Raw genomic sequence first — 23,874 nt, forward strand, 5'->3', positions numbered from 1 at the left:
GTCGTCAAAGGGTCGTCGTCAGAAGCGGACGACTTCCTGCACCATCACCTTGGTGCCAGGGTTCAGGCCGTAGCCAATCGCCGTGATGCGGTACACATACTTGTTGGAGCCGAACTCGATGTCGTTTGGCTCCTTGAGCGGCTCGATCAGGTAGCGCGGCTGCTTCGATACGCCGTTGGCGCCGGCGGTATCCACCGTGGCCATCTTCTGGGTGGCCGTCAGGCCGGTCATCTCGCCCATTTCCACCGATCGCTTGGGGTCCTCGATGTAGAGTTCCCAGACCTGCTGGCCGGACGTGGCGTACTGGCAGTAGCCCTTGTATCCCTCGATGTCGCAGGTCGGCGACGAGCCCGTCAGGCCGTTCAGTTTGCGGTACGTGGTGATGTCCATGCGTGCATCGCGCAGTGCGGATTCCGCCGCCTGGAGGGCCACGCTCTCGTCCCGGGTGTTACGGGCAAGGCGCTCGGAGTTGAGGCTCATGGTGCTGGCGGCCAGCCCGGCAAGTGTCAGGATGACCAGGAGCAGCAGAACCAGGATCAGCGACATGCCACGCTGCCCGGTGCGGCGGGACGTTGGGTGAATGCGGTGTTTCATGGCCGGCCTATGTCAGTCGGTTGCGAAGGGCGATGTAGAACGTGAAATGCCTGTGAAGACGGCCGTCCGCGGCCAGTTGCATCACGCTGCCGGCATCCCCGTTGGGCGCCAGGTCACCGGGTGCGTACGTGGTGCCGAAATGGTTGATCTTCGTCTTGACCATGTCGGGATTGGTGGTGCTGTTGCCGCGCAGTACGACGGACACGCGTACGGCCAGGACGTTGTCCATGTTTGCGGCCGCCCCGGGCCGCACAAAGCGGTTCACCACCATGTCGTTGTCGGTGTCCTCGCCCAGCAGGATCTGGAGCGCCTCGACATTGCGGAAGAGAGGCGTGGGGGTGCCATTTACCTCGCACTGCAGCCATGGAACACCGTCCGCGTCCTTGACGATCGAATAGATCTCGGTGGTCTGCACGTTGCCGTTCACGTCGTTGCCGCTGCAATCGACCGAACTGCCGTCAGCCTTCGGAAATGTCGGGCTGCCCGGTGCGGCGAACGGATCACCGCCGGCCATCGATGAGCCGTAGTAGCGCAGCGTCAGCGTGTCGCTGGTGTTCGCGCCACCGTCATTCGTGGCTTCCAGCGTGGGGGACACGAAGTCGTTATTCGTGTACAGGAAATCGGAGTAGCCGATCTGCCGCGCCTGGCGCTGCAGCAGCTGGGCAATGGCGCGGGCGTTTTCCTGGATCTCGCCCACATCTCCCTGCGTGCTGTTGGTGCGGCGCTGCGAAATATAGAGCGAGCTGGCTGCGAGGATCAGCAGCATGCTGATCACCATGCCGACCATCAACTCGACCAGCGTAAAGCCGCTGGCCGCGCGGCGGCGGAACTGACGGTTTGGCGTAGTCATGGGATGAGCGCGGTCGAGAAATGCTGAGGGGTACCGCCGTTGTCTTCGCTCCAGAAAATCTTGATGACATACGGCGCATTGGCGTCCTTGTCGCAGCCGTTCTTGTCTTCGGCTGACCCGGAGCCGTCGTTGGGCGTGCTGTCCGTGCAGACGATGCCGTCGCCACCGGGCATGCTTTCCCGGACGTCCGCGAGCCATGTGGCATAGGCCGTGATAGCCATCTCGTCCGGTGTGCAGCCTGCCGCGGTATAGCACTTGGCCACCGCATCGGATGACTTGGGGACGTTGAACGTGCCGTTCGTCACGGCGGTGCTGTTGCTGCGAATCTGGTCCGCCAGGTTGTAGGCCATCAGCGCGGCATAGTTGCGCATCGCGGCCGTGCGCGAGTCCACCAGCGTCTGCAATTGCAGGTTGGCCAGCGCCAGCATGCCGATCGACAGGACGATCAGCGTGACCAGCGCCTCGATCAACGAAAAGCCGCGCGCCGGGTTCCGCGCACGCGACAGCCGGCATCGATCCGCCATCGGGATCGGGGAGGAGTAGGGCGTCATGGCGTCAGGGACACGTCGACTGCAGCTGGGTGGAGGGCCGGCCGCTGCCGGTCATTGAAACCGTCTGGCCGGCTTCCGTGGCATTGCGCTCGCAGAATTTCCAGCTTGCGGTGGGCGTGCTGGAACTGCCCGTGGATCGCATGCGTACGCGATCCGGCGTGGCGCCGAGGTTGGCGGCGGTGACTTCCGTGGTGGCTTGCAGCGGATCGCTGTGCCGCACCAGTTCTTCGGTGTTGGCGTAGACGCCGTCGTTGTCCGCATCGACAAATATGATGCGGGGCAGGGTCCAGTCGTCGGAGCAGGTATTGCCGGCGCCGAGCGGGCAGACCGTCACCGTGGTGTTGCGGCGCGCGGCCTCGCTGCGGGCGAGTTCGAGGTCCGCGAACAGGCGCGTGGCATCGGCCGACAGCCGGCTGTTATGCAGGAATGACTTGAAGTTCGGTGCGGCTGCGGCGGCCAGCACGGCCAGTACCGCAATGGTCACCATCAGTTCGATCAGCGTGACCCCTCGCGCGCGCCGACGGTATCGTTGACCTGCGCGCGCGTGTACCGCCCCTGACGCCACTGCAGCCACGCCGGCATTGACCCCAGGCTTAGGCAGCAAAGACGTCAGCAAGCCCGCTGCCTTCCGGCAGAAAGACTGACCCATTTGTGACTCCCGTCCAAAAAAACGACAGTTCTTTTTTTGTTCTTTGCGCGGCGCGCTGGAATGCTGTTGCGTCCGGGCCTCTGATGGGTCCGGTTCCGCGTGTGGCGACGCTGCTGTGTCGCAGCGATTTTTATGCGATGAAAACGCGCGTTCGTCCGCCTGCCTCCTACCCGAAGGAGGTCAGTGCAGATTAGACATCTTTTTTGGCGAAGTGGCTACCCCTTTCGTGGGGTAGGGGTCGAAAATTCGTCGAGTACGTCGCGGAATTCAGACACATCCTCGAAGCTTCGGTAGACCGAAGCAAAGCGGATATAGGCGATCTTGTCGAGCTTGCGCAGTTCGCGCATGACCAGTTCGCCCACCTGGCTGCTCGGGATTTCCTTTTCGCCCAGCGCCAGCAGCTTTTCCTCGATGCGCAGGATGGCTTCGTCGATGGCTTCGGCCGAAACCGGCCGCTTGCGCAGGGCCAGCCGCATCGAATCCTTGAGCTTGGCCCGGGAATAGTCCACGCGCGAGCCGTTCTTCTTCACGATGGCCGGGAAGAACAGCTCGATGCGCTCGTAGGTGGTGAAACGGCGGTCGCAGGCTTCGCAGCGCCGGCGCCGGCGCACGGCTTCGCCGTCCTCGGAGACGCGACTGTCAAGGACCTGGGTATTGGAATGACCGCAGAAGGGGCATTTCATGCCTGACCACCTGAAGAAATATGCCAGCCCGCATTTTGCATCTTTGAGTTCTGCTGCGGGGTTGCGGCGGGTCAACCGGCGCCGCCGACCCGGGGGAGGGCGGCGCCGTTGGTGCGTACTAACTATAGATACGCTTCAGATCGCCCGGGGGGCGATCCATGCCAGCGGTCCGATCAGCCGTAGACCGGGAAGCGGCGTGTCAGTGCGGACACCTGCTCGCGAACCTTGGCGATGTTGGCTTCGTCGTGCGGGTTGTCCAGCACGTCGGCGATCAGGTTGGCCACCTGACGGGCTTCTTCTTCCTTGAAGCCGCGCGTGGTCATGGCCGGCGAGCCCAGGCGGATGCCCGAGGTCACGAACGGCTTTTCCGGATCGTTCGGGATGGCGTTCTTGTTCACCGTGATATGCGCGTCGCCCAGAATCTTCTCGGCTTCCTTGCCGGTGATCTGCTTGGCACGCAGGTCCACCAGCATCACGTGGCTTTCGGTCTTGCCCGACACGATGCGCAGGCCGCGCGCGATCAGGGTCTCGGCCAGCACGGCGGCGTTCTTCACCACTTGCTGCTGGTATTCCTGGAATGCCGGCTGCAAGGCTTCCTTGAACGCCACGGCCTTGCCGGCGATCACGTGCATCAGCGGGCCGCCCTGGATACCCGGGAAGATGGCCGAGTTGATGGCCTTTTCGTGCTCGGCCTTCATCAGGATCACGCCACCGCGCGGGCCGCGCAGGCTCTTGTGGGTGGTGGTGGTGACGAAGTCGGCGTGCGGCACCGGGTTCGGGTACACACCGGCGGCGATCAGGCCGGCGTAGTGCGCCATGTCGACCATGAAGTAGGCGCCCACTGCCTTGGCAACCTTGGCGATGCGTTCGAAATCGATGCGCAGCGAGAATGCCGAAGCGCCGGCGATGATCATCTTCGGCTTGGTTTCGTGCGCCTGCTTCTCCAGCGCGTCGTAGTCGATGTCTTCCTGGGCGTTCAGGCCGTAGCTCACGACATTGAACCACTTGCCGCTCATGTTCAGCGCCATGCCGTGGGTCAGGTGGCCGCCTTCGGCCAGGCTCATGCCCATGATGGTGTCGCCCGGCTTGAGCATGGCGAAGAACACGCCCTGGTTGGCCTGCGAGCCCGAGTTCGGCTGCACGTTGGCGGCGTCGGCGCCAAACAGCTGCTTCACGCGGTCGATGGCCAGCTGTTCCACGACGTCGACATACTCGCAGCCGCCGTAGTACCGCTTGCCGGGATAGCCCTCGGCATACTTGTTGGTCAGTTGCGAACCCTGGGCGGCCATCACGGCCGGCGAGGTGTAGTTTTCGGAGGCGATCAGCTCGATATGATCTTCCTGACGCTGGTTCTCCTTCTGGATAGCGGCGAAGACTTCGGGGTCGATCTGTTCGATCGTGAAACGGCTGCGTTCAAACATGGCGTCACTCGTCTGTAAAAAGGAAAGCGGACGGCAAAAACGATAGGAGCATCGGTTGCAGGTCGGCGCAATCGTATTAAAGCGGGAATTACTTCGCGGATAGGGCGCGCGGGAAGGCACTGGCGTCCAGCACCGGGCGCCGCTATGCGGCTGACCGGTACAGGGCGCACCCTGCTTCCCATTCGCTGCCCAGGCGAGCGGCAGGCGCATTTTTACTTCACGCCCAATGAACTTGCGCTTCCTCGTGGTAGTACCCACTGACTTCGCCAGTCGCGCAAGGTGGAATGGTTGCGGCAGAGTTTATGCGAACGCGCCGCGGGCCGCAACCCGGCAGCGGCCGGCGCCGGAGCGCGCGCCGCCTGCGCCGTCAAGGCCTTGTGGCGTATGGCTCGCAACTTGCTGTTGCAAAGTCGCCTACGGGTTAACCAGTGCGCTCCGTTACAATGCGGCCCATGCCAAATTTCGTGTGGCCGCTGCGCGTGTATTGGGAAGACACCGACGCAGGCGGCGTGGTGTTTTACGCCAACTACCTCAAGTTTTTCGAACGGGCGCGGACCGAATGGCTGCGCTCGCTCGGCATTGAGCAGCAGACCCTTGCCGATACCTCCGGCGTGGTCTTCGTCGTACGCAGCACCGCTGTGGAATACAATGCGCCCGCCCGGCTGGATGACCAGCTGGAAATCCGTACGCATATCGAACGGGTTGGGCCGGCATCGGTCCAATTCGCCCAGGAAGCGTGGCGCGGGGACTTGCTGCTGGCCAGCGGCAAAATCCGCGTGGGATGTGTCGACAAAGGCACTTTCCGTCCGGCCCCGATTCCTGCCCCTGTTCTCGCTACTATTAAAAACGCTCGATGAATCCGGTGACCGTCACACAAGACCTGTCGATCATTTCGCTGGTCCTTCACGCCAGCCTGCTGGCACAGGCCGTCATGGCGCTGCTGCTGGTGATGTCCCTGTTCTCGTGGACCTACATCTTCCGCAAGCACCTGGCGCTGCGCTCGGCGCGCACCCAGACCGAAGGCTTCGAGCGCGACTTCTGGGCCGGCGGCGACCTGCAGGCGCTCTATAACAGCGCCGTGAACAACCGCCACAACACCGGCGCGCTGGAACGCATCTTCGAATCGGGCATGGGCGAATTCCTCAAGGCCCGCGAACGCAGCAACGACGCCGGCGCCCTGCTGGACGCCGCCCGCCGCGCCATGCGCGCCGCCTATCAGCGCGAGATGGATGTGCTGGAATCGCACCTGCCGTTCCTGGCGTCGGTGGGTTCGGTGAGCCCGTACATCGGCCTGTTCGGTACGGTGTGGGGGATCATGAACGCATTCCGCGGCCTGTCGAATGTGCAGCAGGCAACGCTTGCGTCGGTGGCGCCCGGTATCGCCGAGGCGCTGGTCGCCACCGCGATTGGCCTGTTCGCCGCCATCCCGGCCGTGATTGCCTACAACCGCTACGCCACGGAGATCGATCGCCTGGCCATCCGGTTCGAAAGCTTCATGGAAGAATTCCTGAACATCCTGCAGCGCCAGACGCGTTAAACAGACAGGGGAGCATCAGACATGGCAGCCATCCAGCGCCGCGGCGGTTCGCGCCGCCGGGCCAGCGCCGAGATCAACGTCGTGCCGTATATCGACGTGATGCTCGTGCTGCTCGTCATCTTCATGGTGGCGGCACCGATCGTGAGCCCCGCGGTGGTGGACCTGCCGTCGGTGGCCAACGCCACGCCGCAGCAGCAAACGCCGCCGATCGTCGTCACCGTGCATGAAGACGGGCAGCTGACCGCGCGCGGCAAGGACAGCTCGGGCGGGTCGTTCGAGCGCAAGCTCGACAAGCGCGGCCTGACCGATTTCGTGCGCCAGCGCCAGAACGAGAATCCGGACCAGCCGGTGGTGATTGCTGCCGCCAAGACGGTCAAGTATGAAGCCGTACTGGACGTCATGTCAGAGCTCAAGGCCGATGGCGTGAAGCGCGTCGGGCTGATGGTCAAGTCCAAGTAAGCACTATTGCGTCCCAAAGTGGCCAGCCTCTCGTCACGTCATCCGCAGCCAGGGCCTTCGCGCACGAAGGCCGCCGCCTATCCGTATCAGCCGGTCAAGGAACGCGGCACGATGCGGTCGTTCCTGCTCGCGCTGCTGATGCACCTGTTGCTCGGCATCGTGCTGTACTACGGCGTGCATTGGCAAAGCAGCACGCCGGTGGGTGCCGAGGCCGAACTTTGGGAAGAGGTTCCCGACGTCACGCCCGCGCCGCCGCCCCGTCCGGTGGAGCAGCCGGTGCCGACGCCGCCGCAGCCGGCCGTGCGCAGCAAGGTCGAGGAAGCGGCCGACATCGCGCTGGAGCAGAAGAAGCGCAAGCAGGCCGAGGAGGCCGCTGCACGCGAGGAAGCCGCCCGCCGCGAACGCGAGCGCAAGGAACAGGAACAGAAGGAAGCCCAGCGCAAGGAAGAGCAGCGCCAGCAGCAGCTCGACGCGCAGCGCAAGGAAGACGCGAAGAAGAAGGCTGACAAGGAAAAGGCTGACAAGGCAGCGCAGGAAAAGGCCGCCGAAATCGCCCGGGAAAAGGAAAAGGAGAAGGCCGAGCAGCAGCGCAAGGAAGCCGACGCGAAGGCCAGGGCCGAAGCCGACAAGCAGGCCAAGGCCAAGGCGGATGCCGAGAAACAGGCGAAGGCCAAGGCGGATGCCGATGCCAAGGCCAAGCGCGATGCCGCGGCCAACGCGCAGCGCAAGAGCGAACTGGCGCGCCTGCAGGCGCTGGCGGGCGGTGGCAGCGCGTCGTCGAGCGGCGGCGGCGTTGGCAATGCCGCAGGCTCGGGCGCCGGCTCGGGCGGCAAGGCGTCGCCGGGCTATTCCGACCGGGTGCGCCGCCGCGTGAAGCCGAACATCATCTTCAACGGCACCGTGGAAGGCAATCCGCCGGCCGTGGTGGCGGTCCGGCTGGCGCCGGACGGCTCGATCCTGTCCAAGCGGCTGGCCAAGTCCAGCGGCGACGCCGACTGGGATAATGCCGTAATGCGCGCCGTGGAGCGTTCGGATCCGCTGCCGACCGACGAGGGCGGCAAGGCCCCGTCGTTCGAATTCACGATCACGTTCCGCCCCAAGGACTGACCAGCCAGGGGTCGAGAGCGCCATGATTTGCAACATAATGCAACCTTCATCGTTGGCCGCCAGTCCCATCGCTACCATGAACGGTTGCCTGACGCGGCCGGCAGTGTGCAAGACGTACACGCACGGAGCATGCGCCAAGCTGCATGCCGTTCCTGTGCCCGACTTGCTGTGCCCGCCGTACCGATGAATCCCAAAATCGACTGAGGAGCAGCATGCGAAAGCTTTGGGTCCCTAACTGGCTGTCCCGGCGCCAGACCACCAAGATCACCCGCGACCAGGGCCGTCACGCGCTGATGGCCTGGCTGGCTGTGGCGCTGATGTCGGCCGGCGCCGCGCACGCGCAACTGAACGTGGAAATCACCGGCGTGGGTTCGAACCAGTTCCCGGTGGCCACGGCCAACTTCCAGGGCGAAGGCCAGGGCGCGCAGAACCTGACCGCCGTCATCCGTTCCGATCTGACCAACAGCGGCCGTTTCCGCAATATCGATCCGGCCGGCGCCACCGTCGCCGAATCGGCCCAGGTGGACCTGGGCAGCTGGAAGGCCAAGGGCGCCGACGCGTTCGTGGCAGGCAGCGTGACCCCGTCCGGCAATGGCCAGTACGAGGTGCGTTTCCGCCTGTACGACACGGTCAAGGGCCAAAGCCTGGGCGGCCTGGCTTTCAATGTCAGCCAGAGCCAGCTGCGCGTGACTGCGCACAAGATCGCCGACTACATCTACGAAAAGCTGCTGGGCGAACGTGGCGTATTTGCCACGCGCCTGTCGTATGTGTCGAAGGTGGGCAACCGCTACCAGCTGCTGATTTCGGATTCGGATGGCCAGAACGCCCAGGTGGCGCTGTCCAGCAGCGAGCCGATCATCTCGCCGTCGTGGTCGCCCGATGGCCGCCGCGTGGCATATGTCTCGTTCGAGGCCAAGAAGCCGGTGGTGTACGTGCATGACCTGGCCACGGGCAAGCGCACGCTGGTGTCGAACCAGAAGGGCAACAACAGCGCGCCGTCGTGGTCGCCCGACGGGCAGCGCCTGGCCGTGGCGCTCTCGCGCGATGGCAACACCCAGATCTACCTGGTCAACGCCGACGGCTCCGGCCTGCGCCGCATCTCGCGCAGCAGCGCGATCGACACCGAGCCGCAGTTCTCGCCGGACGGCCGCAGCATCTATTTCACCAGCGATCGCGGCGGTGCGCCGCAGATCTACCGTATGCCGGCCTCTGGCGAGGAATCCGGCGCAGCACAGCGCGTGACCTTCAAGGGCAACTACAACGTCAGTCCGCGCGTTTCGCCGGACGGCAAGTACCTGGCCTACATCTCGCGTTCGGGCGGCTTCCGCCTGCAGCTGCAGGACCTGTCCAACGGTGACGTGACTTCTCTCACGGATACGTCCAACGACGAGGCGCCGAGCTTCGCCGCCAATGGAAAATACATCCTGTATGCCACCCGCGTGGGCGGCCGCTCGGTACTGGCGGCAGTCTCCACGGACGGCCGAACGAAACAGGTTCTGTCACTCCAGTCCGGCGAGGTTCGCGAGCCGTCCTGGGGTCCTTTCATGCAGTAGAAAAAGAGGAGTCTCTCGCCATGTCCCAAATGATGACCAAATCGCTCGCCCTGGCTGCACTGCTGGCCCTGGGCGCCTGCAGCTCCGGCGTGAAGCTGGACGACGCATCGAAGTCGGGTGCCAACCAGGGCGGCGCCCAGACCGATCCGCGCGCCGTGGCGCCGGTGGTTGCGGCCGATCCGCTGAACGACCCGAACAGCCCGCTGGCCAAGCGCAGCGTGTATTTCGACTTCGACAGCTACTCGGTCAAGTCGGAATACCAGGGCACGCTGCAAACGCACGCGCAGTACCTGAGCGCCAACAAGGGCCGCAAGATCCTGATCCAGGGCAACACCGACGAACGCGGCACCAGCGAGTACAACCTGGCCCTGGGCCAGAAGCGTGCCGAGGCCGTGCGCCGCTCGATGTCGTCGCTGGGCGTGCCCGAGTCGCAGATGGAAGCCGTGAGCCTGGGCAAGGAAAAGCCGAAGGCCACCGGCCACGACGAAGCCTCGTGGGCTGAAAACCGTCGCGCCGACATCGTCTACTGATCCACGGAATAATCCTTCATGAAAGCTCGCGTTTCCACCCTGCTGTGGCTGGCCGCTGTCTCCGGCGGTCTGCTGGCAGCCAGTTCCGCGCACGCCGGCGTCTTTGACGACGACGAAGCGCGCAAGGCGGTGCTGCAACTGCGGGACCAGTTCAACGGTTTCCAGGCAACGGCATCGCAGCGTATCGACCAGAACAGCCGCCAGCAGCTCGACATGCAGAACCAGCTGGAAGGTCTGCGTCAGGAAGTGGCCCGGCTGCGTGGTCAGAACGAGGTGTTGCAAAACACGGTGGACACGCTGCAGAAACAGCAGAAGGATTACTACGCGGACCTGGACGCGCGCCTGAAGAAATTCGAGCCGCAACAGGTGACCGTCGATGGCAAGGAAGGGCTTGCACAGCCGACCGAAAAGCCCGAGTACGACGCCGCGCTGAAGCAGTTCCAGTCGGGCGATTTCAAGGGCGCGGGCAACGCGTTCTCGGCGTTTGCGAAGAAGTATCCGCAAAGCCCGTACTTGCCGCTGGCGCAGTTCTGGCTCGGCAATTCGCTCTACGCGCAGCGTGACTACAAGGGTTCGACTTTCGTGCTGCAGAACATGGTGCAACAGTTCCCGACGCATGCGAAGGTGCCGGACGCCATGATCGCCATTGCCAACAACCAGATGGAATCGGGCCAGAAGGCAGCGGCCAGGAAGACGCTGGAGACGGTGGTGTCGAAGTATCCGGGTACCGAAGGCGCCCAGGCCGCCAGCAACCGGCTGAAGACGCTGAAGTGACCCACCGGGGCACGAAAGCCAGGAAAGAGCCCGCAACCTTGCGGGTTTTTTTCTTTTTTGGGCCGGAGTAACCGCGCATGGGGCCGGCGCACCGCCATGGCGCCCATCACCCCCGCCTGATCGTATCCGGGGCGCCGGCGCGCTAAAATACGCGATTCGCCCAGCGCGGCGTATTTGACAGCGCGCTTGTTCCGCGCGCACCCCATCATGACCCAACGTGCAATCGTCCTGCTTTCCGGCGGCCTGGACTCCGCCACCGTGCTCGCCATGGCCAATGCGGCCGGCTTCGAAACCTATGCGTTGTCGATGCGATACGGCCAGCGCCATTCGTCCGAACTGGATGCCGCGAAGAAGGTGGCCGCCGCGCTCGGGGCCCGGCGCCACGAGATCATCGACCTGGACCTGCGCCGCTTTGGCGGATCGGCCCTGACCGACGACACGCTCGACGTGCCCGTCGACGGCGCCACCGGCGGCATTCCGGTGACCTATGTGCCGGCACGCAATACGATCATGTTGTCGCTGGCGCTTGGCTGGGCCGAGGCCATCGGCGGTCGCGACCTGTTTTTTGGCGCCAATGCGGTGGACTACTCGGGCTATCCCGATTGCCGCCCCGAGTACGTGTCGGCGTATGAAACGCTGGCCAACCTGGCCACCAAGGCCGGTGTCGAGGGTGACCGCTTCCGCGTGCACGCCCCGATCATCGACATGACCAAGGCCGAAATCATCCGTGCCGGCGTGAAGCTGGGCGTGGACTATGGTCTGACCGTGTCGTGCTACAAGGCCGATGACGAAGGCCGCGCTTGCGGGGTTTGCGATTCCTGCCGCATCCGCAAGGCCGGCTTCGAGCAGGCCGGCGTCGCCGATCCGACGCGTTACCAGCCGGCCGCCTGAGCGCCGCAACAACCGGCCGGCCAGGACGAGAGGCGCCGCCCACGAGCGCCTCCGTCCAGAAAAAAATCAGAAATCTACGAGCCACCCAGTCACGACATGCCCGAAATCGACATCCCCGCGCTCACGCACACCGTACTGCTGAGTACCTTTGTGCTGACCTTCCTGTTTGGCGCCGTGCTGCAGCGTACGCACTTCTGCACGATGGGCGCCATCTCCGACATCGTCAACATCGGTGACTGGAGCCGTATGCGCATGTGGATCATGGCGATTGGCGTGGCGATGATCGGCACCGGCGTGCTGGCGTGGGCGGGGCTGATCGACCCGACCCGGACCATCTACACGTCGGCCCGGCTTGGCTGGCTGTCGGCGGCGGTGGGCGGGCTGATGTTCGGTTTCGGCATGGTGCTGGCGTCGGGCTGCGGCAGCAAGACGCTGGTGCGCATTGGCGCGGGCAACCTGAAATCGCTGGTGGTGTTCGTGTTCCTTGGCCTGTCGGCGTACATGACCTTGCGCGGCCTGTTCGGGGTCGTGCGGGTGAATACCGTCGATGCAGTGGGGGTGGCGCTGCCATCCACGCAGGACCTGCCCTCGCTGGTGGCGCAGGCCACCGGCATGGCGCGCGGCACGCTGCAGCTGGTGCTCGGCGTGGCGATCGGCGCGGTGCTGGTGCTCTGGGCGCTGGTCGGCAACGGCTTCCGGTCGTTCGACAACCTGCTGGGCGGCCTGGCCGTGGGGCTGATCATCGTCGGCATGTGGTACGTGTCGGGCCACCTTGGCTATGTGTCCGAAGATCCGAATACGCTCGAAGAACTGTTCGTCGGCACCAACAGCGGCCGCATGGAAAGTCTGAGCTTCGTGGCGCCGTACGCGTACACGCTGGACTGGCTGATGATGTTCAGCGACAAGAGCAAGGTGCTGACCATCGGCATCGTCAGCGTCTTCGGCGTGATCGCGGGCGCGTGCGCCTATGCGCTGGTGTCGCGCACGTTCCGCTGGGAAGGATTCGGCAATGCCGAGGACGTGGCCAACCATATGGTCGGCGGCATCCTGATGGGCGCGGGCGGCGTGACCGCGCTGGGCTGCACGATCGGGCAGGGGCTGTCGGGCGTATCGACGCTGGCCATCGGTTCGTTCATCGTGTTCGCGACCATCATCGTCGGCGCGATCCTGGCCTTCAAGTATCAGATGTGGCGTCTGGAGCGTATGGCCTGAGTGGCGCTCGACGTGCCTGAAGCTTGACACCCCATAGGGTGCTCCCTATAATCGCGGATTCAGTTTTTCCGGGTCGTTAGCTCAGTCGGTAGAGCAGCGGACTTTTAATCCGTTGGTCGCGTGTTCGAGTCACGCACGACCCACCAGCATTCCCAGAAGGGCCTGTGGCGAAAGTCACGGGCCCTTTTGTTTTGCCTGCGATGTATCCGCACTTGCCAGCGCGATCTGGTGTTCTATCCTTCGGTCCATGCGCAAACGCACGTAACAGATCAGGCAGCGTGCGCCGCCGCTGCCTAGAATGAATTCCCCGGTTCCCGAAAGGCCGATGCGCAGACACCATGCAGCGGATTGCAGGCCACCTGGCTCTCTTCGTCGTCCTGACATTGTGGGTCGCCCATGCGACGTGGGCTTCCGACATCTCGTGCCCGCACAGCTATCGACCCCGTTGTGATGTTTCCGCCCCGGCGGGTGCGTCCTGTGCGGAGCCTGGGCGGCAACATGTGCGCGGCTCGCAGTTGATCTGCGACTACGCAATGCTGCACGAGACCTATGAAGGCATCTATGCCGACCAGCAGCGCAGGCGGTATGCCGGGACGTTGCGCAAGGGCGATCTCGACGCCTGGCGCAGGGCGCGTGACGCGTGCACGACGGTGCGGTGTCTCGACCAGCTGTTCGCCGATTGGCGCAGGGCGTCGCCTGGGGCGGCCTCGCGCGAAGCGGCGACACACAAGCCGCCAGCGATGGCCGACAACCGGGCGGTCAGGCGAACGCAGCCGCCATTGCCGGCGCCGGCACATCGCGTCCTGCCGGGCAGGGATGCGGAAATGTCGCCGGTCAGCGCCACCGACGATCTGAATCCTCCCGCTCCGGTGTTCGAATCCGTGCCGATGTCGCTGCGCGATTCGCTGCAGCCATTGCCGCCAGTCGCCCCACGCGCGCCGGGCCGGGCCAACAATGCGCCGGCGCCGTTCGGATGGCTGGCGTGGCTGTCGTGGATCGTGGTCCTCCTTGCAGCCGGCGGTGGCTATTATTGGCTGGTCGTGCGAAAGCAGGCCACGCGCTATCTTGACGCGGCCTTCGCATCGGCTTCGGCCGGGATGTCGTGGCTCAAGACGCTGCCAACCCTGGCCTTCATCCTCACCGGACTTGCGCTGTTGAACGGCGTTTTACTCGTCGTTTTGCTAGGTGGTTGGCCGATGCATATTCCCGGCATCAATTAACCAGTCTGAGTTAGAGACACCCCGTAACGCCTCATTGACAATGCAACCAGACAAGGCTGGCCACCCCAGGCCGGCCATGGTGCATTCATCGACAGGGCCGGGCCCATGGCCTGGCGCGGGAAGTCTCATATGCAGCAAGCTGGTGGCGGCGATAGCCTGCCGGCCAATGAGCACGTACTGCGTGTCGTCTGGCCGTTTGTCCCGGTGGTTCTGGCGCTGGCATTGTTCTGCATCGCCAGTGTGGACGTGTTGTCCGCCGCCCGGGGCTTCGTGGCCGGCGAGAGCCTCTGGAGCAAGGGCCAGAAGGCGGCGGTCTCTCACCTGCTGCGCTACGCCGAAAGCCGCGATGAAGCCGACTACGACGCCTATCTGGCCGGCATCGCCGTGCCGCAGGGCGACCACCTGGCGCGGCTCGAACTCGAAAAGCCCGACTACGACCGCACCCGCGCGGTGCAGGGGCTCCTGACCGGCGGCAACCACCCCGACGATGTACCCGGCATGATCCGGCTGTTCCGGTATTTCCGGCATGTGCCGGAGATCGATGAGGCGATTTCGATCTGGGCGGCCGCCGACGCGGAGATCGCACGGCTCGATGTCATGGCGCGTCGGCTGCGCGAGCGCGTGAGCAAGCATGGCTGCGCGGCAGCCTGCGTCGCGCCGCTGCAACGCGATATTGCCGACGTCGATGCATTGCTGACACCCATGGAGGAAGCCTTCTCGGCCGCCCTGGGCAAGGCATCGCGGCGCGTGCGGGCGTGGCTGATGTGGGGGACGGCGGGTCTGGCGCTAGCGCTGCTCGGCTGCGCCACATGGATGTCCACCCGCGCAATGAGCCGGTACCGCCAGTTGCGGCAGGCCCTGACGGTCAGCGAGGAACGGCTGCAACTGGCCGTGGCCGGCAGCACCGATGGCTTGTGGGACTGGCATCCCCATCGCGGCGAACTGTATTTCTCGCCACGCTGTGCCGAAATGCTCGGCTATGGCCCCCATGAACTGCCGCATGCGCGCGAGACCCTGCTGGCGCTGATGCACCCGGCCGACGTGGCCGAATTCGACCGGCGCCTGGTGGGGCATGTGCGCAAGGGCGCGCCGTACGACGTGGAACTGCGCCTGCGCCGCAAGGGCGGCGGCTATCTGTGGGTCAGGGCCAGGGGCCGCATGGTGCGCAGCGCCATCGGTAAGGCGACGCGCATGGCTGGGTCGCTCAGCGATATTTCCGACCGCAAGCGTTTCGAGGCACAGCTGTTCGCCGAAAAGGAGCGCGCGCAGGTCACGCTACAGGCCATTGGCGACGCGGTCATCACCACCGATGTCTGGGGGCGTATCCAGTCGCTGAACCCGGTGGCCGAGACCATGACCGGATGGACGGATGCCGAGGCCGCCGGCTGCTTCCTGCAACAGGTCTGCCGGCTGCATGACGAAACCACCCGGGAGCCGGTTGCCGATCTGGTGCCGCGCGCGCTGGCGGGCACCTGGCCCGGCCAGATGGTGATGCTGCTCGAGCGCCGCGAGCCCGCCACGCAGGGGTTCACGCTGGCCGTCAAGCCATCGGTGGCGCTGATCCGGGACAAGGGCGAGCAGGCGATCGGCATCGTGGTCGTCCTGCATGATGTCAGCCTGGAGCGCGCCCACGCCGCGCAACTGGCGTACGAGGCCAGCCACGATCCGCTGACTGGCCTGGTCAACCGGCTGGAATTCGAGCGGCGGCTCGGGGCGGCGGTGTCGCGCGCCCAGCATGAAGGCTGTACGCACACGCTGATGTATCTGGATCTCGACCAGTTCAAGGCCGTCAACGACACCTGCGGGCACGCGGCCGGAGACGAACTGCTCTGCCAGATCGCCGACGTCATGCGGCATCAGCTACGGCGCAGCGACACGCTGGCCCGGCTGGGAGGCGACGAATTCGCGGTGCTGCTGGAGTATTGCGCCGCCGCCGATGGCGAGCGCGTGGCCGAAGGGCTGCGCAATGCCATCGCGGCCTATCGGTATCGCTGCCACGACCATGAATTCTCGATCGGGGTCAGCATCGGCCTGGTACGGGTCGACGAACGCACGGCCAAGCGCGAGGATGCGCTCGACGCGGCCGACCTGGCCTGTTACCAGGCCAAGCGCGAGGGCCGCAATCGCGTGCAGGTTGGCTGATCCGGCTTGCCTGATCAGGGCTGGGCGGCCGGCGGCGCCGCCGCGGGGGGCGACGGCACCAGCGGGTCCCGGAAGCCGGTATCCACAGGTACCGCCACCGCCCGCGCAGCCGACGCCGCGTGCGCATGCACCTGCGGCTGGGCGCCGTGCCAGGTCTTGTAGGCCCAGTATCCGGCGCCGGCCAGCATGCCCAGCTTCGACACCTTCCAGGCCACGCGGCCGATCGGGGTCTTGCGCAGCAGGGGCAGGGCCAATGTGATGGCCGTACTCAGCATCGGATAGTCGCGCGTCACGCCGAACAGCTTGAGCCAGCCAGACGGCCGGGTCATGCGCGGCAGCCACGCGCCCAGGCTGGTCATGCGGCGGGCGCCACCCTTGACCTGGCGAAGCGCCTGCACGGCGTCGTAGCGTTCCAGCGCGGCGCGCGTCACCAGCAACTCCTTGCGCACGGCCAGCGGCAGGCGAACTTCGCGCGTAAAGCGGACCGGACGGGGGTGCTCGTGGCGCGGGCGGCTGTCGATCGAATCGTCTTCTTCGGGCGTGGTCATTGGCGCAGCATCTCCCGGTCCTTGTCCAGCTCGGCCAGCGTGGATTCAAACAGCGGCGGGGCGTGGCGGACCTTGTTGCGAGCCACCAGCAGGCAGACACCGGCGCAGATCAGGTAGAACAGCACGATGGCGCCCAGGGCCTGCCAGCGATAGCTTTCCCAGAACAGGATGGCGACCAGCAGCGTGAAGGTCATCAGCGCCATGCTGAAGAACACCAGCCCGAACAAGGCCAGCAGCGCAACCTTCATCAGCCGCTCGCGTTCCTCGGCCAGTTCCACGCTGGCCAGCTCCAGGCGAGTCTGCAGCATCGACACCACGGAACCGGCGAGGTTGCGAAGGGATTCGAGGAACTTGGGGGAATGGGATTCGCTCATGCGGCTCCGGCGAAAAAACGATGCGCCGGCATGGGCGGCATCTGCGAGGGATGGACCGGCAGCGGCATGATGGGGCCGCGCCGGTCCGTCTTCAAGACTGCATGCACCCGGCGCAGATGCGCAGCCGGGGCTGGTAATGCGTATTGCTACAGTACTACAGGGCTGCTTACTTGCGGTTCAGCAGCAGACCGATCAGCAGGCCCACGCCGGCTGCCACGCCTACGGCGCGCCACGGATGGTCATGCACATAGTCGTCGGTGGCACGGGCGGCCGCCTTGCTCTTGGTCACGACGGCATCCTGCAAGTCCTGGGCCTTTTCCTTGGCCTGCTTCAGCAGGCCCATGCCACGCTCGCGCAGTTCGGCGGCTTTCTCGCCGGTGGTCGAGGCCGCTTGCTTAAGCAGTTCTTCGGCGTCGGACAGAACGGTCTTGACATCGCTCATCAGTTTCTCCTGTTGCGGGCGGTTAGGTTCAAGTGGTGACATTTTGCCTTGCCCGCTCGGGCTTGTGGCATTTCTTGTCGTCCACCTAGCATATGTGGCGGCTGCCCATCGTTTCAAGCTCGCCGACACAATGCCGTATCACTGTCACCAAATGTGCCATCGGCCCCGGGGCAGGGTTGCCACAAGGAACCATGGCCCGATCACCCGGTCTTTATGACTTCGAGTGATTTTGTAGTGACTTTATATTCGTTTGGGTTGGATGGCAATCCAACTAAGCTGGTTCACCGGTTTTTACCTTTCCTTACTTTCGTTTATTTTCCGTTTCTCTGGAGACTTCACTCATGGCACTGCGTCTTGGCGATACCGCACCGGACTTCGAGCAAGAATCGAGCGAGGGCCGCATCCGCTTTCATGAATGGCTCGGCGAAGGCTGGGGTGTCCTGTTCTCGCACCCTGCCGACTACACCCCCGTTTGCACGACGGAACTGGGCCTGACCGCCAAGCTGAAGGAAGAGTTCGCCCGCCGCAACGTGAAGGCCATCGCCCTGTCCGTGGACAGCGTGGAGTCGCACAAGGGCTGGATCCAGGATATCAACGACACCCAGTCGACCTCGGTCAATTTCCCGATCCTGGCGGACAGCGACCGCAAGGTGTCCGAGCTCTACGACATGATCCATCCGAATGCGAATGAGACGCTGACCGTGCGCTCGCTGTTCGTGATCGACCCGAAGAAGAAGGTGCGCCTGATCATTACCTATCCTGCAAGCACAGGTAGAAATTTCAATGAAATCCTGCGCGTCATCGATTCGCTGCAACTGACCGATCACCACAGCGTGGCCACGCCGGGCAACTGGCAGGATGGCGACGACGTCGTCATCGTGCCGTCGCTGAAGGACGAAGAGGTGATCCGCCAGAAATTCCCGAAGGGCTACAAGGCGGTGCGTCCGTACCTGCGCCTGACGCCGCAACCGAACAAGTAAGAAAAAGCCGGGCGCGGGGTGGGTCCCCGGCCCGGCTCGGTATGGCTTTGCCGATGTCGTAAAACGGCGGGGTCGTGCCCGTCGTCTCCTTGGTAGTGTGCTTCAGCCCGGCTTTCCAGCCGGGCTTTTTTACGTCCGGACGATCAGAAGAAGGCCTGCAGGCCGGTCTGGGCGCGGCCCAGGATCAGCGCGTGGATGTCGTGCGTGCCTTCGTACGTGTTCACCACTTCCAGGTTCACCACGTGGCGGATCACGCCGAATTCGTCCGAAATGCCATTGCCGCCCAGCATGTCGCGCGCCACGCGGGCGATGTCCAGCGACTTGCCGCACGAATTGCGCTTCATGATCGAGGTGATTTCCACCGCGGCGGTGCCTTCGTCCTTCATGCGGCCCAGGCGCAGGCAGCCCTGCAGGCCCAGCGTGATCTCGGTCTGCATGTCGGCCAGCTTCTTCTGTACCAGCTGCGTCTGTGCCAGCGGACGGCCGAACTGCTTGCGGTCCAGCGTGTACTGGCGCGCGGTGTGCCAGCAGAACTCGGCGGCGCCCAGCGCGCCCCAGGCGATGCCGTAACGGGCCGAGTTCAGGCAGGTGAACGGACCCTTCAGGCCCTTCACGCCCGGCATGAGGTTCTCTTCGGGCACGAAAACCTGGTCCAGCACGATTTCGCCGGTGATCGACGTGCGCAGGCCCACCTTGCCGTGGATGGCCGGGGCGCTCAGGCCCTTCCAGCCCTTTTCCAGGATGAAGCCGCGGATGTCTTCCTTGCCGTCTTCGCCGGCCAGCTTGGCCCACACCACGAAGACATCGGCGATCGGCGAGTTCGTGATCCACATCTTGGCGCCGCTCAGCTCGTAGCCGCCGTCCACCTTCTTGGCGCGCGTGACCATCGAGCCCGGGTCCGAGCCGTGGTTCGGTTCGGTCAGGCCGAAGCAGCCGATCCATTCGCCGGTGGCCAGCTTGGGCAGGTACTTCTGCTTCTGCGCCTCGCTGCCGAATTCGTAGATCGGCACCATGACCAGCGACGACTGCACGCTCATCATCGAGCGATAGCCCGAATCCACACGCTCCACCTCCCGCGCGATCAGGCCGTAGCTGACGTAGTTCAGGCCCGGGCCGCCGTACTGTTCTGGGATGGTCGGGCCGAGCAGACCCAGTTCGCCCATCTCGCGGAAGATCTCCACGTCGGTCTTCTCGTTGCGGAACGACTGCAGCACGCGCGGCATGAGCTTGTCCTGGCAATAGGCCGCCGAAGCGTCACGGATCATGCGCTCGTCGTCGGTCAGTTGCTGGTCCAGCAGCAGGGGGTCGGCCCAGTGGAATTCGGCGTTGGCAGCCATGGAGGTCTCCTTCTTTGGTGGCGCGGTGAAGGCAGTGCCGCCTTCATTCGATCCGGTCGATCAAAAAGTTGTGGTTCCGCATTGCGGAACCTTGTTCCGATGAGCTAGTATAGCTGAACCGATTCGCGCTGCAACAGGGGGAAATCCGGCCCCCGATCATTAGCGTTCGGCAATCGACCACTTCCACAGGAGCTGTCTCTTGACCTCATCCACTGTCGCGGCCGCCGCGCCGGTCCAGAAGGAACGCGAGAGCGACCCCAATTTCGTGACGGCGCTGGCGCGCGGACTGGAGCTGCTGCGCTGCTTCCGCACCGGCGAGGCGATGCTGGGCAACCAGGATTTCGTGCGCCGTACCGGGTTTCCGAAGGCCACCGTGAGCCGGCTGGCCGGCACGCTGGTGCAGCTGGGCTACCTGCGCTACGACGACAGCCTGGGCAAGTACGCGCTCGATGCCGGCGTGCTGGCGCTGGGCTTTTCCTACCTGGCGGCGTCCGACGTGGTGACGCTGGCGCGGCCGCACATGCTGGCTTTCGCGCAGTCGTATGGCGTGTCGGTGTCGCTGGGCAAGCGCGAGCGCATGGAAGTCATCTACATGGAATCGATCCGGAACGATGCCGGCGTGATGCTGGGTCTGGGGGTGGGCTCGCGCCTGTCGCTGGTGTCGAGTTCGATGGGGCGGGCCTACCTGGCGGCACTGCCGGCGGCGCGGCGCGACAAGGTGCTGGCCGAATTTGCCCAGACGTATCCGGAGCAATGGAAGCAGCAGGAGGCCCCGATGCGCGCCGCGCTGGCGCAGGCCGAGCGCGACGGCTATGCCGCGTCGTTCCGCGACTGGCACCCGGCTATTCACGCCTGCGCGGTGGCGTTCAAGCCGGTGGGTGAGAAGGATCTGCACATGCTGAGCTGCAGTGCGTCCTACGGGGCTGTCAGCGAAGAGACATTCCACGAGAAGCTGGCGCCCGCGCTGCAGGCGCTGGGGGTCAGGCTGTCCGATCCGGCGGGGCGGTAGGGCAGGCTTCGCTCCGCGCTCCCGCCTTGCGGCAGCGCGGAGCCTGATACCGCCGGATTACAGATCCGTCCGCAGCTTCCAGAGTTCGGGGAACAGCACCACATCGAGCATCCGGCGCAGGTAGCTGACGCCTTCGGTGCCGCCGGTGCCGCGCTTGAAGCCGATCACGCGCTCCACCGTGGTCACATGGCGGAATCGCCATTGGCGGAAGGCATCCTCCAGGTCGACGAACTTTTCGCCCAGTTCGTAGAGTTCCCAATGCGCCGACGGGTTGCGATACACCTCCAGCCAGGCCGCCTCCACCGACGCGTTGTACTGCGTGGGCTGCGTCCAGTCGCGTTCCACCACGTCGGCGTCGATCTGGAACCCGCGCCGCGCCATCAGCCGGATCGCCTCGTCGTACATCGACGGCGTATGCAGCGCCGTTTCCACCAGTTCCAGATGTTCGGCACGGTGCGCGTGAGGCCGCAGCATGGCCGCGTTCTTGTTGCCCAGGATGAACTCGATCTCGCGATACTGGTACGACTGGAACCCGGACGATGCGCCAAGGTACGGGCGCATGGCCGAGTATTCAGGCGGCGTCATGGTGGCCAGCACGTTCCAGGCCTGCACCAGCTGGTCCATGATGCGCGATACGCGCGCGAGCATCTTGAACGCCGGGCGCAGCTGGTCGGTCTTCACCCCATCGCGTGCGGCGCGCAGTTCGTGCAGCATCAGCTTCATCCACAGCTCGGTGGTCTGGTGCTGGACGATGAACAGCATCTCGTTGTGGTCCGGCGACAGCGGGTGCTGCGCGCTCAGGATCTGATCCAGGCCCAGATAGTCGCCGTAGCTCATGTCGCGGGCGAAGTCCATCTGCGCGCCATGCCAGCCATCCTCGCCGGCCGCGTCGGCCGGCTGGCTGCCGTGCCCCATCGGGCATCCCTTGAATTCACTCATGATGCGCTCCGCTCAGGTCACCGCGGTGCGCACCGCAAAGCGGGCGTCGCGATAGGCGCCGCTGTCCAGCACGTCGCGCATGATTTCCACGGCATCCCAGACTTCGGTGAAGGTCGTGTAAAGGGGCGTGAAGCCGAAGCGGGCAATGCCGGGTTCGCGATAGTCGCCAATCACGCCACGCTCGATCAGCGCGGCCACCAGCGCGTAGCCGTCCGGATGCGCAAAGCTCACCTGGCTGCCGCGCCGGGCATGGGCGCGCGGCGTGACCAGCGTCAGCGGGTGCTGGGCGCATCGTGATTCGACGAGTTCGATAAACAGGTCGGTCAGCTTGAGCGACTTCGCGCGCAGCGCGCTCATGCTGGTCTGGGCGAAGATGTCCAGGCCGCATTCGACCATCGCCAGCGACGTGACCGGCTGCGTGCCGCACAGGAAGCGGCCGATGCCCCTGGCGGGCGCGTATTGCGGCGACATCGCGAACGGCGCGCCGTGGCCCCACCAGCCCGACAGCGGCTGCCAGAACTGGTCGCGCAGCGCCGGCGCCACCCAGACGAAGGCGGGCGAACCCGGACCGCCGTTCAGGTACTTGTAGGTGCAGCCGATGGCGTAGTCCGCGCGGGCGGCGGTCAGGTCCACCGGCACGGCGCCAGCCGAGTGGGCCAGATCCCACACGGTCAGCACGCCGCGGGCGTGCGCGAGTTCGGTCAGGCCGGCCATGTCGAGCATCTCGCCGGTCTTGTAGTTCACGTGCGTCAGCATCAGCACGGCCGTATCGGCGCCCACGGCGGCGTCGATCTCGTCGGGGCTGTTGACCAGGCGTACCTCGTAGCCCTGCTGCAGCAGGTCGGCCAGGCCCTGGGCGATATAGAGATCGGTCGGGAAGTTGCTGGCTTCGGACACGATCACGCGACGCGCCGGATCGCGCTGCTGCTGCACGCGCAGTGCGGCGGCCAGCACCTTGAACAGGTTGATCGACGTGGTGTCGGTCACCACCACCTCGTCGTGGCCCGCGCCGATCAGCGGCGCCAGGCGGTTACCCAGCCGGCCCGGCAGGTCGAACCAGCCGGCGGTGTTCCAGCTGCGGATCAGGCCATCGCCCCATTCGCTGCTGACCACCTCGGCGGCACGCGCCGCGGCGGCGCGCGGGCGGGCGCCCAGCGAGTTGCCATCGAGGTAGATCACGCCGGCAGGCAGGGCAAACTGTTCGCGCAGCGCGCGGAGCGGGTCGTCCCGGTCCAGCGCCTGGCAGCGTTCACGTGTCAGGTTGGTCATGCTTTCAGTGTCCAGAGGGTTCGGGAGGATTCAGAGTGCGCGCAGCACCGCGCGGACCGGGCTCGCATCGAGCGTGGCCAGGCGCAGCGGCAGCGCGATGAGTTCGTAGTCGCCGGCCGGCACGTCGTCGAGCACGATGCCTTCGAGAATGGCCAGCCGGTGGTCGCGCACCGCGTGGTGGGCGTCCATCGTCTTCGAGGTTTCGGGGTCCAGCGACGGCGTGTCGATGCCGATCAGCTTTACGCCGTGGCGGGCCAGCAGCGCGATGGTCTCGGGGGCGACAGCGCAGAACGCCGAATCCCACGCCCCCAGCGGCACCTGCCGGTAGGTCCGCAGCAGCACGCGCGGCGGCACGTCGGCCAGAGCGGCTTCGATGTGGTGCGGCTCCACGCGTGGCGCCGCGCCGATGCAGTGGATCACGCGGCAAGGGCCCAGGTAAGCGTCCAGCGGGACGGCGCCGATCGGCGCGCCGTCGGCCGCGTAGTGCAGCGGCGCATCGGCATGGGCGCCGGTGTGCGGCGACATCGTAATGCGGCCAACGTTGACGGGACAGTGCTCGTCCAGTTGCCAGGCGGGCTCGTGCCGGAACGGTGTGTCGCCGGGCCAGACCGGCGTGGCGTTCGACACCGGCGGGCTGATATCCCAGATCTGGCGCGTGGCGCGGCTGGGTGCGTTCGTGGGGGCGTTCGGCATGGTGACTGGCAATCTCCGGGGCGCGTTTCTGAAGACGCGGTGCGTGTGGGGATCATAGTCAAAAGCGCCGAGAAGAGGCTTGCGAAATGGTCCGTCGATCGCAGCATCTT

At 65.2% G+C, this 23,874-nt stretch carries 26 protein-coding genes, 1 tRNA gene and 1 riboswitch; of the genes, 14 read left to right on the forward strand and 13 right to left on the reverse strand.

The window, feature by feature from the left end; translation table 11 throughout:
* Positions 1-18: 18 nt before the first annotated feature.
* The 6 genes from AC3G88_RS01975 to glyA all read right to left on the reverse strand — a co-directional run bounded on the left by AC3G88_RS01975 (position 19) and on the right by glyA (position 4,748).
* Positions 19-546 carry a pilus assembly PilX family protein gene (locus tag AC3G88_RS01975; RefSeq protein ID WP_488770613.1) on the reverse strand — a complete coding sequence of 176 codons (528 nt, stop codon included), beginning with the start codon at positions 544-546 and terminating at the stop codon, positions 19-21.
* A gap of 55 nt (positions 547-601) precedes the next feature.
* On the reverse strand, positions 602-1,444 hold the full coding sequence (locus AC3G88_RS01980; protein ID WP_153945721.1) for a PilW family protein: 843 nt from the start codon (positions 1,442-1,444) through the stop codon (positions 602-604).
* Complete coding sequence (pilV, locus tag AC3G88_RS01985) at positions 1,441-1,995, reverse strand: type IV pilus modification protein PilV (RefSeq protein ID WP_488770612.1); 555 nt, start codon at positions 1,993-1,995, stop codon at positions 1,441-1,443. The genes AC3G88_RS01980 and pilV overlap by 4 nt, the downstream gene beginning before the upstream one ends.
* Before the next feature lie 4 nt (positions 1,996-1,999).
* Positions 2,000-2,644 carry a GspH/FimT family pseudopilin gene (locus AC3G88_RS01990; RefSeq protein WP_488770611.1) on the reverse strand — a complete coding sequence of 215 codons (645 nt, stop codon included), beginning with the start codon at positions 2,642-2,644 and terminating at the stop codon, positions 2,000-2,002.
* 215 nt (positions 2,645-2,859) lie between these two features.
* Complete coding sequence (gene nrdR, locus AC3G88_RS01995) at positions 2,860-3,327, reverse strand: transcriptional regulator NrdR (RefSeq protein WP_029051311.1); 468 nt, start codon at positions 3,325-3,327, stop codon at positions 2,860-2,862.
* Between the two features lie 173 nt (positions 3,328-3,500).
* Entirely contained in the window at positions 3,501-4,748 is a 1,248-nt protein-coding gene (glyA, locus tag AC3G88_RS02000; RefSeq protein WP_488893097.1) for a serine hydroxymethyltransferase, read from the reverse strand.
* A 180-nt stretch (positions 4,749-4,928) separates the two neighbouring features.
* A riboswitch (ZMP/ZTP riboswitch) is annotated at positions 4,929-5,032 on the reverse strand.
* A gap of 168 nt (positions 5,033-5,200) precedes the next feature.
* Between glyA and ybgC the strand changes: the two genes are divergently transcribed.
* The 12 genes from ybgC to AC3G88_RS02060 all read left to right on the forward strand — a co-directional run bounded on the left by ybgC (position 5,201) and on the right by AC3G88_RS02060 (position 16,173).
* A complete protein-coding gene (gene ybgC, locus AC3G88_RS02005) occupies positions 5,201-5,605 on the forward strand; it encodes a tol-pal system-associated acyl-CoA thioesterase (RefSeq protein WP_400393355.1) in 405 nt (134 codons plus the stop codon).
* Positions 5,602-6,285, forward strand: coding sequence for a protein TolQ (gene tolQ / locus AC3G88_RS02010; RefSeq protein ID WP_066731701.1), 684 nt, complete (start codon positions 5,602-5,604; stop codon positions 6,283-6,285). Before ybgC ends, tolQ begins: the two co-directional genes overlap by 4 nt.
* A 21-nt stretch (positions 6,286-6,306) precedes the next feature.
* Complete coding sequence (gene tolR / locus AC3G88_RS02015; protein WP_153945612.1) at positions 6,307-6,744, forward strand: protein TolR; 438 nt, start codon at positions 6,307-6,309, stop codon at positions 6,742-6,744.
* A gap of 18 nt (positions 6,745-6,762) precedes the next feature.
* Positions 6,763-7,851 (forward strand): cell envelope integrity protein TolA, encoded by a 1,089-nt coding sequence (gene tolA, locus AC3G88_RS02020; RefSeq protein WP_488770784.1) that lies wholly within the window; start codon positions 6,763-6,765, stop codon positions 7,849-7,851.
* Between the two features lie 212 nt (positions 7,852-8,063).
* On the forward strand, positions 8,064-9,404 hold the full coding sequence (tolB, locus tag AC3G88_RS02025; protein WP_153945610.1) for a Tol-Pal system beta propeller repeat protein TolB: 1,341 nt from the start codon (positions 8,064-8,066) through the stop codon (positions 9,402-9,404).
* Positions 9,405-9,424: 20 nt separating this feature from the next.
* Entirely contained in the window at positions 9,425-9,934 is a 510-nt protein-coding gene (gene pal, locus AC3G88_RS02030) for a peptidoglycan-associated lipoprotein Pal (RefSeq protein WP_197497450.1), read from the forward strand.
* 18 nt (positions 9,935-9,952) lie between these two features.
* Positions 9,953-10,708 (forward strand): tol-pal system protein YbgF, encoded by a 756-nt coding sequence (ybgF, locus tag AC3G88_RS02035; protein ID WP_153945609.1) that lies wholly within the window; start codon positions 9,953-9,955, stop codon positions 10,706-10,708.
* Positions 10,709-10,915: 207 nt separating this feature from the next.
* Complete coding sequence (queC, locus tag AC3G88_RS02040) at positions 10,916-11,599, forward strand: 7-cyano-7-deazaguanine synthase QueC (protein ID WP_488770608.1); 684 nt, start codon at positions 10,916-10,918, stop codon at positions 11,597-11,599.
* A gap of 96 nt (positions 11,600-11,695) precedes the next feature.
* Positions 11,696-12,811: a YeeE/YedE family protein gene (locus AC3G88_RS02045; protein ID WP_488770607.1), complete on the forward strand. Its 1,116-nt coding sequence runs from the start codon at positions 11,696-11,698 to the stop codon at positions 12,809-12,811.
* 70 nt (positions 12,812-12,881) lie between these two features.
* Positions 12,882-12,957 (forward strand) — tRNA-Lys (locus tag AC3G88_RS02050).
* Between the two features lie 192 nt (positions 12,958-13,149).
* Positions 13,150-14,031, forward strand: coding sequence for a hypothetical protein (locus AC3G88_RS02055; RefSeq protein WP_488770606.1), 882 nt, complete (start codon positions 13,150-13,152; stop codon positions 14,029-14,031).
* 129 nt (positions 14,032-14,160) lie between these two features.
* Positions 14,161-16,173, forward strand: coding sequence for a diguanylate cyclase domain-containing protein (locus AC3G88_RS02060; RefSeq protein WP_488770605.1), 2,013 nt, complete (start codon positions 14,161-14,163; stop codon positions 16,171-16,173).
* 14 nt (positions 16,174-16,187) lie between these two features.
* On the opposite strand, the gene AC3G88_RS02065 is transcribed toward AC3G88_RS02060, so the two are convergent.
* From AC3G88_RS02065 to AC3G88_RS02075, 3 genes are all read right to left on the reverse strand, one after another.
* A complete protein-coding gene (locus tag AC3G88_RS02065) occupies positions 16,188-16,721 on the reverse strand; it encodes a DUF3318 domain-containing protein (RefSeq protein WP_488770604.1) in 534 nt (177 codons plus the stop codon).
* Positions 16,718-17,095 carry a phage holin family protein gene (locus AC3G88_RS02070; protein WP_400393493.1) on the reverse strand — a complete coding sequence of 126 codons (378 nt, stop codon included), beginning with the start codon at positions 17,093-17,095 and terminating at the stop codon, positions 16,718-16,720. Before AC3G88_RS02070 ends, AC3G88_RS02065 begins: the two co-directional genes overlap by 4 nt.
* A 166-nt stretch (positions 17,096-17,261) precedes the next feature.
* Positions 17,262-17,579: an ElaB/YgaM/YqjD family protein gene (locus AC3G88_RS02075; RefSeq protein ID WP_349632244.1), complete on the reverse strand. Its 318-nt coding sequence runs from the start codon at positions 17,577-17,579 to the stop codon at positions 17,262-17,264.
* A gap of 299 nt (positions 17,580-17,878) precedes the next feature.
* On the opposite strand from AC3G88_RS02075, the gene AC3G88_RS02080 reads away from it, so the two are divergent.
* Positions 17,879-18,517, forward strand: a complete 639-nt coding sequence (locus AC3G88_RS02080) for a peroxiredoxin (RefSeq protein WP_153945602.1) — start codon at positions 17,879-17,881, stop codon at positions 18,515-18,517.
* A 143-nt stretch (positions 18,518-18,660) separates the two neighbouring features.
* Here AC3G88_RS02080 and AC3G88_RS02085 read toward each other — a convergent pair whose 3' ends face one another.
* Entirely contained in the window at positions 18,661-19,854 is a 1,194-nt protein-coding gene (locus tag AC3G88_RS02085; RefSeq protein ID WP_101680960.1) for an acyl-CoA dehydrogenase, read from the reverse strand.
* 199 nt (positions 19,855-20,053) lie between these two features.
* On the opposite strand from AC3G88_RS02085, the gene AC3G88_RS02090 reads away from it, so the two are divergent.
* On the forward strand, positions 20,054-20,863 hold the full coding sequence (locus tag AC3G88_RS02090; RefSeq protein WP_488770603.1) for an IclR family transcriptional regulator: 810 nt from the start codon (positions 20,054-20,056) through the stop codon (positions 20,861-20,863).
* Positions 20,864-20,920: 57 nt separating this feature from the next.
* Here AC3G88_RS02090 and kynA read toward each other — a convergent pair whose 3' ends face one another.
* From kynA to kynB, 3 genes are read right to left on the reverse strand one after another with little or no spacing between them, the layout of a single operon-like run.
* Entirely contained in the window at positions 20,921-21,802 is an 882-nt protein-coding gene (kynA, locus tag AC3G88_RS02095) for a tryptophan 2,3-dioxygenase (RefSeq protein ID WP_488770602.1), read from the reverse strand.
* Between the two features lie 12 nt (positions 21,803-21,814).
* Positions 21,815-23,071 (reverse strand): kynureninase, encoded by a 1,257-nt coding sequence (kynU, locus tag AC3G88_RS02100; RefSeq protein ID WP_488770601.1) that lies wholly within the window; start codon positions 23,069-23,071, stop codon positions 21,815-21,817.
* A 30-nt stretch (positions 23,072-23,101) separates the two neighbouring features.
* The gene (kynB, locus tag AC3G88_RS02105; RefSeq protein WP_488770600.1) at positions 23,102-23,764 is read right to left on the reverse strand and encodes an arylformamidase; all 663 of its coding nucleotides are present in this window, start codon (positions 23,762-23,764) and stop codon (positions 23,102-23,104) included.
* Between the last annotated feature and the right edge of the window lie 110 nt (positions 23,765-23,874).

The sequence above is a fragment of the Cupriavidus sp. 86D6 genome (assembly GCF_057815095.1).